7 protein-coding genes are annotated in these 10,186 nt (G+C 71.2%); 5 read left to right on the plus strand and 2 right to left on the minus strand.

Features of this window, described 5'->3' with window-relative positions; translation table 11 throughout:
- Positions 1-279: 279 nt before the first annotated feature.
- The 4 genes from ACH65_RS17640 (at position 280) to ACH65_RS17655 (ending at position 4,521) form a co-directional block, all read left to right on the plus strand.
- Positions 280-1,482: an MFS transporter gene (locus tag ACH65_RS17640; RefSeq protein WP_049623949.1), complete on the plus strand. Its 1,203-nt coding sequence runs from the start codon at positions 280-282 to the stop codon at positions 1,480-1,482.
- An 86-nt stretch (positions 1,483-1,568) separates the two neighbouring features.
- A complete protein-coding gene (locus ACH65_RS17645; RefSeq protein ID WP_049623950.1) occupies positions 1,569-2,537 on the plus strand; it encodes a TIGR03571 family LLM class oxidoreductase in 969 nt (322 codons plus the stop codon).
- A gap of 182 nt (positions 2,538-2,719) precedes the next feature.
- Entirely contained in the window at positions 2,720-3,223 is a 504-nt protein-coding gene (locus tag ACH65_RS17650) for an alcohol dehydrogenase catalytic domain-containing protein (RefSeq protein WP_053096312.1), read from the plus strand.
- Positions 3,220-4,521 (plus strand): thioredoxin family protein, encoded by a 1,302-nt coding sequence (locus ACH65_RS17655; RefSeq protein WP_049623951.1) that lies wholly within the window; start codon positions 3,220-3,222, stop codon positions 4,519-4,521. The genes ACH65_RS17650 and ACH65_RS17655 overlap by 4 nt, the downstream gene beginning before the upstream one ends.
- Positions 4,522-4,896: 375 nt before the next feature.
- On the opposite strand, the gene ACH65_RS17660 is transcribed toward ACH65_RS17655, so the two are convergent.
- Complete coding sequence (locus ACH65_RS17660) at positions 4,897-6,753, minus strand: ABC transporter ATP-binding protein (RefSeq protein WP_049623952.1); 1,857 nt, start codon at positions 6,751-6,753, stop codon at positions 4,897-4,899.
- Between the two features lie 83 nt (positions 6,754-6,836).
- Positions 6,837-7,514 (minus strand): deoxyribonuclease V, encoded by a 678-nt coding sequence (gene nfi / locus ACH65_RS17665; protein ID WP_049623953.1) that lies wholly within the window; start codon positions 7,512-7,514, stop codon positions 6,837-6,839.
- 88 nt (positions 7,515-7,602) lie between these two features.
- Here nfi and ACH65_RS17670 point away from each other — a divergent pair, with 88 nt between their 5' ends.
- Positions 7,603-9,990: a DUF3772 domain-containing protein gene (locus tag ACH65_RS17670; protein WP_049623954.1), complete on the plus strand. Its 2,388-nt coding sequence runs from the start codon at positions 7,603-7,605 to the stop codon at positions 9,988-9,990.
- The last annotated feature ends 196 nt before the right edge of the window (positions 9,991-10,186 follow it).

Below are 10,186 nucleotides of genomic sequence, written 5' to 3' on the forward strand. Positions count from 1 at the left end.
TCTGCCGCCCAGGCTCCTAGATGTTCCTAGATGTTCCCCAAGGCCTTCCCTGATGCATCGAGCGGGCGAAAGCCCCGTCAAATCGAGACAGTGATCACAAGATAACACGAGCGTCGGTCACCTCGGATGACGCCAGCCAGCGCAAATAATTGCGATGGCACGGCAGCCTGCAATGCACTGTCGCGTTGACGCCAAATCAAAAATCTTGTGCGCCGGACCGTATTTTTCCGCAAGGGTCGCTCTCTCAGACTTGCCACCAACCAAAGTCGGGAGCACCCCATGCCTATTGCACTGTTCGCGCTGACACTCAGCGCTTTCGCCATCGGCACGACCGAGTTCGTGATCGTTGGCCTGATCCCCACCGTGGCGGCCGACCTCGGCATCGGCCTGCCCTCGGCGGGCCTGCTGGTCAGCCTGTACGCGCTGGGCGTCGCCATCGGCGCGCCGGTGCTCACCGCGCTCACCGGGCGCCTGCCGCGCAAGACGCTGCTGCTCTCGCTGATGGCGCTGTTCACCGTCGGCAACCTGGTGGCCTGGCAGGCGCCGGGCTATGAGGCGCTGATCGCCGCGCGCGTGCTCACCGGCCTCGCCCACGGCGTGTTCTTCTCGATCGGCTCCACCATCGCCACCAGCCTGGTGCCGAAGGAGAAGGCCGCGAGCGCGATCGCCATCATGTTCACCGGCCTCACCGTGGCCCTGGTCACCGGCGTGCCGCTGGGCACCTTCATCGGCCAGCACTTGGGCTGGCGCGAGACCTTCCTCGCCGTGTCGGCGCTGGGCGTGATCGCCTTCATCGGCAGCCTGGTCTTCGTGCCTAACAACATCGCCAAGTCGGCACCGGCCTCGCTGGGCCAGCAGGCCAAGGTGCTGAGCCAGCCGCGCCTCCTGATGGTGTACGCCAAGACGGCCATCGGCTACGGCGGCTCGTTCATTCCCTTCACCTTCCTCGCCCCGATCCTGCAGAACGTGGCCGGCTTCAGCGCCAGCGCGGTGGGCTGGGTGATGCTGGTGTACGGCGTGTCGGTGGCGGTGGGCAACCTGTGGGGCGGCAAGCTGGCCGACCGCCACGGCCCGATCCCGGCGCTCAAGATCATCTTCGCACTGCTCGCCGTGGTGCTGTTCGCGCTCACCTTCACCGCGCACAGCCAGTGGCTGGCGCTGGCGACGGTGCTGGTGTGGGGCGCGGTGGCCTTCGGCAACGTGCCGGGCCTGCAGGTGTACGTGGTCAAGCAGGCCGAGCGCTACACCCCGCAGGCGGTGGACGTGGCCTCGGGCCTCAACATCGCCGCCTTCAACCTCGGCATCGCCGGCGCGGCGTGGATCGGCGGCCTGATCGTCGAGCACCTGGGCCTGATGTACACGCCGTGGATCGGCGCCCTGGTGGTGCTGGTGTCGCTGGGCATCACCGCGTGGAGCGGCACGCTCGACAAGCGCAGCGGCTTCGACCCGCGCGCCGGCGGCCCGGTGACGGTGGGCCACTGAGCCCCCGCCTCCCCCGGGCCCTGTCTCAAACGATCGAAACGACAGGCCGCTCACCGCGGCCTGTCGCACATTGTAAGGAGTCCCCCATGTCATCCGCACTGAACAACCTGGTCGCCGGCGGCTTCAGCGTCGGCGTGGAACTGCCGCTCGACAACGACTGGACCGCCGCCGGCGAGCAGGCCCGCCGCAACGCCGGCCGCCTGCCCGGCGAGCCGGACATGCGCCGCCACGCCGAGCTGGCCACGCTGGCCGACCGCCTCGGCTTCCGCGCGCTGTGGGTGCGCGACGTACCGGTGTACGACCCGAACTTCGGCGACGCCGCGCAGGTGTTCGAAGCCTTCAGCTACCTCGGCTACCTCGCCGGCGTCACCCGCAACATCCTGCTCGGCACCGCCGCGGTGGTGCTGCCGCTGCGCGAGCCGCTGCTCAGCATGAAATCCGCCGCCACGGTGGACCGCCTGAGCGGCGGGCGCCTGCTGCTCGGCGTGGCCAGCGGCGACCGGCCGGTGGAATACCCGCTGTTCGGCCGCGACTTCGCCGACCGCGGCGCGCGCTTCCGCGAGCAGGTAGCGATGTTCCGCGACTGGGGCGCGGCCAGGCTGGCCCCGCAGAACCTCGCCCTGCTGCCCCGGCCCGCACAGCCGCTGCCGCTGCTGGTCGCCGGCCTCGCCCAGCAGCAGCCCGAGTGGGTGGGCGAGCACATGGACGGCTGGCTGGCCTACCCCGGCACGCCGGAGGACCACCAGCGCCGCAGCGCGCTGTGGCGCAGCGTGGCAGGCGAGAAGCCCTACATCAGCTTCATCCACCTCGACCTGGCCGAAGACCCCAACGCGCCGCTGGTGCGCCACCGCTTCGGCGCCACCGTGGGCCGCCGCGGCCTGATCGAAGAACTGGCCGCCATGCGCGAGGCCGGCGTGCACCACATCGGCCTGCACTTTCGCCGCAACCGCCGGCCGCTGGCGGAGACGATGGAAGAGATCGCCACCGAGGTGCTGCCGCACTTCCACGCCGGCGCGCTCGGCACGCCCGCCGCCAAGGCCACGGCCACGACCTGAAAGCTGTTCACGCTCCTAGTGCGCAAAGGCGCGGCCTCTTGTCGGGGCGCGCCTGCGCGTGACAGGCCGGCGCAACGGTAACGCCGCGGTCGCGCGCAAGCGCGCTCCAACCTCCACACCCCTCCCCTGCACGCACGGGAGGAAGACAGATAACTGACATTGAGCAGCTTCGAGAGATTTCCATGCAGTCCCACGACCCTATCCTGCCCGCCGTGGCCTACCGCGCCTGGGCCTGGCACCGCGCCGGCGAGGCCGGCGAGCTGACGCTGGAAAGCCGCCCCCTGCGCGAGCCCGGCCCGGGCGAAGTGCTGGTCGCCAACCGCTTGGTGGCGCTCAACCCCGTGGACTGGAAGACGATCGAGTGGGCCCACCCGTCCTGGCGCCCCGTCCAGGTGCCGGGCGTGGACGGCATGGGCCGCATCGTGGCGCGCGGCGCGGGCGTGCAGCTGCCGCTGGGCATGCGCGTGGCCTATCACCAGAGCCTCGCCCGCGACGGCAGCTTCGCCGAGTACACCTGCCTCGCCGCCGACGCCGTGCTGCCGGTGCCCGCCGGGGTGAGCGACGAGGTGGCTGCCGGCGTGCCCTGTCTCGGCTTTGACCGCCGCCGCACCCGCGCACGACAAACGCCGGCCCAGCCTGTAGGATCGGACGTCCATACCGCCAAACGGACGCGCCCTACGCCATGAAGAAGCTGCTCGCCGCCGCTCTGTTCCTGCTGCTCGCACCGTTGCACGCGGCCGAGGAAAAAGGCCCCGCCGGCATCGCCGACGCGCTCAAGCTCGCCGGCCAGCAGCACCGCCCGGTGCTGATCGATTTCCAGGCGGTGTGGTGCTACTCCTGCTACTACATGGCCTCGCACGTGCTCAACGGGCCGGAGTGGAAGGCCCTGCAGGACAAGGCGATCTTCGTCGAGGCCGACGCGGATTCGCCCGAGGGCCAGCAGTGGATGCAGCAGCTGAAGATCACCTTCCTGCCCAGCTACGTGGTGCTCGACGAACACGGCGAGGAGCTGGGCCGCATCCTGGCCGAACAGCCGCGGCAGAAGTTCTACCCGGCGATCAACGCGATCCTCGCCCACGGCAATACGCTGGACACGCTCCAGGCCAAGGCCACGGCCGGCTCGCGCGAGGCGATCACGGCGGTGCTCAAGGCCTACCAGGCCCGCAACGACGGCGCGGCGGGCCTGGCCTGGTTCGCCACCCTGCCGCCGGCGCTGCGCGGCGCCGCCGCCAAGGACGCCGGCACCGCGCTGGCGCTGGAGCGCCTCCACCTCGCCCAGGCCAAGGCGGCCAAGGACGAGCCGGCCGTGGTCGCCAGCGCGCGGAAGGCGCTGGCCGGCCCGATCGGCTGCGACCGCCCCTACGTGCTGGAGGACCTCCTCGCCGCCAGCGAGAAGCTGCCGGCCGCGCAGCGCCGCAGCCTGCTCGACGCCCAGCGCAAGCCGCTGGACGACTACCTCGCCTCGCAGATCTTCATCGCCCAGCCCGCCTGCGCCGACCAGCGCAGCGCCGTGCTCGGCAGCGCCGACCTCGACGCCGCCCTCGGCGACAGCGCGGCGGAGAAGGCCGTGCTCGACCGCGCCATCGCCCTCACCCGCCAGCGCCTGGGCAACCACCCCGCCAGCGACCGCAACCTGGCCGACAACCTGCGTGTGTACCTCGCCCGCGCCAAGCGCACCGACGAGCTGGACGCCTTCCAGCGCCAGCTGATCGCCGCCTACCCGGACGACTACGTCTACGCCTACCGCTACGGCCGCAGCCTGCTCGAGGCCGGCAAGCCCGCCGAGGCGCTGCCCTGGCTGGAACAGGCCGCCGGCAAGGCCTATGGCGTCAACCGCCTCAGCGTCGCCGCGGTGCGCGTGAAGGCGCTTAAGGCCCTGCACCGGCAGGCGGACGCGGAAAAACTCGTCGCCGACACGCTGAAGGAGAACGGGCCCTGGTTCCCCAGGCAGGCGGCGCTGCTGAAGGCAACGCTGAGTTCTTGATCGCCTAGCGGCGGCCGGCCCACTCGCGCACCGCCTGCCTAAACAGGCGCGCGCGTCGATGAGTGGACAGTGGCGGCGCAGGCCGGGAGAGGACAGGCGGTGCGCGGCCGCTCGATCCACCGGCACTGCCGCCGCAACCGGTAACCCGGCCAGGAAAGCCGCGCACGGCAACACGGGAAAGCAACCCGACTACACGCTTGCCCTCGATGGCGGTGCCCGCCAGTACAACGCATCGAGGTGGACGAGCGGCAGCCCCGGGCGTACCGCCAGTTCGCGCGCAAGCGTCGACTTGCCGGCGCCTCCGGCGCCGATGTGATCACCACCTTCCGCACGATGTCCTCCCCATGCCGCGGTTCGACACGGTAACGCCCCGGCTCAGCGTGCCTCAGCCTCTTCCGCCTCGACCTCCGCCGCCACGAACCCGCCCGTCTGCCGCCGCCACAGCCGCGCGTACAGGCCGTCGCGCGCGATCAGTTCGGCGTGCGTGCCGGTCTCGGCCACGTGGCCCTTGTCCAGCACCACCAGCCGGTCCATGCGGGCGATGGTGGAGAGACGGTGGGCGATGGCGATCACGGTCTTGCCTTCCATCAGCGTCTCCAGGCTGTCCTGGATGGCCGCCTCGGCGTCGGAGTCGAGCGCCGAGGTGGCCTCGTCCAGCACCAGGATCGGCGCGTCCTTGAGCAGCACGCGGGCGATGGCGATGCGCTGGCGCTGGCCGCCGGAGAGCTTCACGCCGCGCTCGCCCACCAGCGCCTCGTAGCCCTGGCGGCCCTCGCCGTCGGTGAGCTCGGGGATGAACTCGTCCGCGCGCGCCCTGCGCGCCGCCTCGTGCAGTTGTTCCTCGGTGGCGTCGGGGCGGCCATACAGCAGGTTGTCGCGGATCGAGCGGTGCAGTAGCGAGGTGTCCTGGGTGACCACGCCGATCTGCGAGCGCAGGCTCTCCTGCGTCACCTGGGCGATGTCCTGCCCGTCGATCAGGATGCGCCCGCCCTCCAGGTCGTACAGGCGCAGCAACAGGCTCATCAGCGTGGACTTGCCCGCGCCCGAGGGCCCGACCAGGCCGATCTTCTCGCCCGGCCGCACGATGAGGTCGAGCCCGTCGATCACGCCGCCCTGCTTGCCGTAGTGGAAGCGGATGTGCTCGAAGCGCACGCCACCGCCGTCCACCGCCAGCGGCGGCGCGCCGGCGCGGTCCTGCACCGCGCGCGGCTGGGCGATGGTCTTGAGCCCGTCCTGCACCGAGCCCACGTTCTCGAAGATGCCGTTGACCACCCACATGATCCAGCCGGACATGTTGTTGATGCGGATCACCAGGCCAGTGGAGAGCGCGATCGCGCCCACCGTCACCTTGCCCTGGCTCCACAGCCAGATCGCCAAGCCCGAGGTGCCGGCGATCAGGAGGCCGTTGAGCACGGTGATGGTCGCGTCCATCGCGGTGGTGAGGCGGGTCATGCTGCGCATGCGGCGGATCTGCTCGCCCATGGCGTCGGCCACGTAGGCTTCCTCGCGGCGCGTGTGGGCGAACAGCTTGAGCGTGAGGATGTTGCTGTAGCCGTCCACGATGCGGCCCATCAGCCGCGAGCGCGCCTCCGACTGGCGCCACGAGCGCTCCTTGGTGCGCGGGATGAAATAGGCCAGCGTGGCCACGTAGGCCGCCAGCCACAGCACCAGCGGCAGCGCGAGCCAGGCATCCGCGCTGGCGAACATCACGATGGCGCTGCCGGTGTAGATCACCACGTACCAGATCGCATCCACGATCTGCACTGCCGACTCGCGCAGCGAGCTGGCCGTCTGCATGATGCGGTTGGCGATGCGCCCGGCGTAGTCGTTCTGGAAGAAGCCCAGGCTCTGGCGGATCACGTAGCGGTGGTTCTGCCAGCGGATGCGGTTGGTGAAGTTGGGCACGATGGCCTGATTCACCAGCAGATCGTGCAGGCCGTTCAGCACCGGCCGCAGCACCACCGCCACGAAGGCCATCCACATCAGCTCGGTGCCGTGCAGGCGGAAGAAATCGGCCGGCGCGCCGCGGGCGTAATCCACGATGCGGCCGATGAAGCCGAACAGCGACACCTCCACCATCGCCACGCCGAAGCCGACCACGATCGCCGCCAGGAACACCGGCCACACCTGGCGCAGGTAGAACACGTAGAAGCGCCACGCCGACTGCGGCGGCGTGGTGTCCACGGGTTCCTTGAAGGCGTCGATCAGCGATTCGAACCAGCGGAAAAGCATCGGTCATTCCATAGGGAGCACGCGCACTAGGAGGGTGATGATGACACGCGGGGCGCATGGGCCCCACCCGACACGACGCCGCGTCAGCGCTCGCGCCGCGAGGCGAGGCGGTCCGCCAGCCGCGTGGGCTCGGGCAGGCGGTAGCGCGTGCAGCAGGCCAGCACCAGTTGCGGCGCGCTCGCCAGGCTCACCCGGTGGCCGGGCGAGACGATCAGCGGCCGCACGCGGTCCTTGCTGCGCAGCACGGTGCCGATCTCGCGGCCGCGGTAGCGCAGCGGCACGCGGTCGCCACGGCGCTCGCCAAGCTCGCCGTGCGTGCCGACCAGGATGCTCTTGGCCACGCCCACCGCCGGCAGGCCGCTCGCCACGCCCAGGTGCGCGGCGATGCCGAGCCCGCGCGGGTGGGCGATGCCCTGGCCGTCGACGAACACCAGGTCGGGCGTCTCCGGCAGCGCGGCCAGCGCCTCCAGCACCGCCGGCAGCTCACGGAAGGAGAGCAGGCCCGGGATGTAGGGCATGCGCGTGGGCAGCCGCGCCACCGTCTCGGCCAGCGGCTGCAGGCTGGCCGCATCCAGCAGCACGGCGGCGGCGCGGGTGATCGCGCCGGCTTCCTCGAAGCCCACGTCCACGCCGGCCAGGCGGCGCAGCGACGGAAAGTCGTCCGCGAGCCGCACCTGCGCGGCCAGTTCCACCTGCAAGGCGCGGGCACGGGCGATGTCGCCGTCCCAGGGCGGCAGCGCGGCGGTCGGGGGCAAGGGCATCGACGGGTCCTGAACGGTATCGGGCCGAGCATACGCCAGGGGCCTCTCGTCGATTGACCCTCCGCCGGGGCGCGTCGATCATGCACGGATGCTTAGCCTGCGCCGTCTTCTGCTGCTTCTTCCGCTGCTGCTCGCCCTGCCCGCCCTGGCCCAGGAGGCGGCCGCCCCCGAGGCCGCCACGCCGCCGCCCACCGCCGCGCAGACGCTGGACCGGCTGGACAACCAGATCGACGCCCTCCAGGTGGAGCTGCAAAAGAACCCCGACAGCGCGGCCCTGGCCGAGCTGCGCAACACGGCGCTGGGCTTGCAGGACCAGGCCGGGCAGCTGGCCGGCACGCTCAAGCCGCAGGTGGACAGCCTCAACACGCGGCTGGCCGTGCTCGGCCCCGCGCCGGCCAAGGGCGCCCCGCCGGAAGCGCCCGAGGTGAGCGCGCAGCGCCGCCAGCTCGACAAGGACAAGGCCGCGCTCGATGCCCAGCTCAAGCAGGCCCAGCTGCTCGGCGAGGAGAGCATGCAGCTCGCCGCGCAGGCCGCCGGCATGCGCCGCGACCAGTTCCAGGCCCAGCTCGCCTCGCGCACGCCATCGCCGCTCGGCCGCGTTTTCTGGAGCGACCTGGTGCACCAGCTGCCGGACGACCTCGTGCGGCTGAAGCGGCTCGGCGAGCGCGTGGCCGACGACTGGCACGGCGCCTGGCAGCCGCCCAACCGCACGCCGCTGGCGCTGTGCCTGCTCGGCGCCGCGCTGCTGCTGGCCTTCGGCCGCCGCCTGCTCGAATACGGCCTGATGCTTCTGGCGCGCCGGCTGCTGCCGGAAGGCCGCCTGCGCCGCAGCGCGCTGGCGGTGGGCATTTCGCTGGTGAGCGTGCTGGTGATCGGCCTCGCCGCCGAGCTGGCCTACCTCGGCCTCGACTGGAACGACGCCCTGGACGCGGAAAGCGACGCCTTCACCCGTGCGCTGGTGTGGCTGATCGCCGCCGCCGCGTACCTGGGCGGCGTCGGCCGCGCCCTGCTCTCGGCGCGGCGCGCCTCGTGGCGGCTGCCGGCGCTGTCCGACGCGGCGGCCAAGCGGCTGGCGCCATTCCCGTGGCTGCTGGCCGGGGCCTCGCTGCTGTTCCTGCTGATCGAGCAGATCAACGGCGCCATCGGCGCCAGCCTGCCCGCCACGGTGGCGTCGCGCGGGCTCACCGCGCTGGTGGTCGGCGGCCTGGTCGGCGCGGCGCTGCTGCGGCTCGGGCACGCCCGGCGCGCGCTGATCGCCAGCGGCGAGCGCCCCGCCCGGCGCCCGCTGTGGGTCGGCCTGCTCGCAGTCGGCGCCGCCCTGGGTGTGGCGCTGAGCTGGCTGGGCGTGGCCGCCGGCTTCATCGCCTTCGCCTATTTCATCGCCACGCAGATGCTGTGGGTCGGCCTGGTGGTGGCGACGCTGTACCTGTGGATGCACCTGGTACAGGACCTGATCGAGACGCTGCTCTCGCCCGAAGGGCCGAACGGGCAGCGCGTGCAGAGCGCCTTCGACCTCCCGCCGCAGCGGCTGGAGCAGGCCGCCACGGTGCTCTCGGGCGTGGGGCGCGTGGTGTTGTTCCTGCTGGCGGTGGTGGTGGTGCTGGCGCCCTTCGGCACCGGCCCGCGCGACCTGCTGGACCGCGTGGGCCGTTCGCTCTCCGGCGGCACCTTCGGCCAGCTGCCGATCGTGCCCGGCGACATCTTCAACGCCCTGCTGGTGCTGGTGTTCGGCCTGCTGGCCGTGCGCATGCTCAAGAACTGGCTGGGCGACCAGCTGCTGGCCAAGACCGGGCTGGAGCTCGGCATCCGCAGCTCCATCGTCAGCCTGATCGGCTACGTGTGCCTGGTGGTGGTGATCACCCTCGCGCTGGCCGAACTCAAGATCAGCCTGCAAAGCCTCACCTGGATCGCCAGCGCGCTGTCGGTGGGCATCGGCTTCGGCCTGCAGGCGATCGTCTCCAACTTCATCTCCGGCCTGATCCTGCTGGCCGAGCGGCCGGTGAAGGTGGGCGACTGGGTGAGCATCAGCGGTGCCGAGGGCGACATCCGCCGCATCAACGTGCGCGCCACCGAAATCCAGCTCTCCGACCGCTCCACCGTGATCGTGCCCAACTCGCAGCTGATCACCCAGAACGTGCGCAACGTGACCATGGCCCACGCCCAGGGCCGCGTGCAGTTCCGGCTGCCGATGCCACTGGACACGGACGCGACCCAGGCCCGGCAGATCATGCTCGGCGTGCTGCAGGCCCACCCCTCCGTGCTCGACACACCGGCCGCCAGCGTGCTGCTGGAGACCATCGACGCCAGCGCGATGAGCTTCCTGTGCACCGGCTACGTGAAGAGCCCGCGCGAGGTCAGCGCGGTGAAGAGTGATCTGCTGTTCGCCATGCTTGAGAAGTTGCGTGAGGCCAAGTTGCCGCTCAGCCGGCCGCAGGACATGGTGCTGCATCGGCCGGCGCCGCCGGCACCGGCTTGACCGACGCGGCGCCGACCTTGCCACCGAGCCGGCCGCGCGGCGTGCGGCCGACCCGCTGATCCGCAGGCCTTATCGGCCCCCGTGGGTCATCACCGGGCCCGCCTGCACCTGGTCCTGGCTGACCTGTTGGCTCAGCTTCTGCTGCTGTTCGGCCTGTTGCGTCTGCTGGAACTGTTGAGCGGTTTGAATAACCCAA

The organism is Frateuria defendens, from assembly GCF_001182895.1.
In the GTDB taxonomy this organism is placed as follows: Bacteria; Pseudomonadota; Gammaproteobacteria; order Xanthomonadales; family Rhodanobacteraceae; genus Frateuria_B; species Frateuria_B defendens.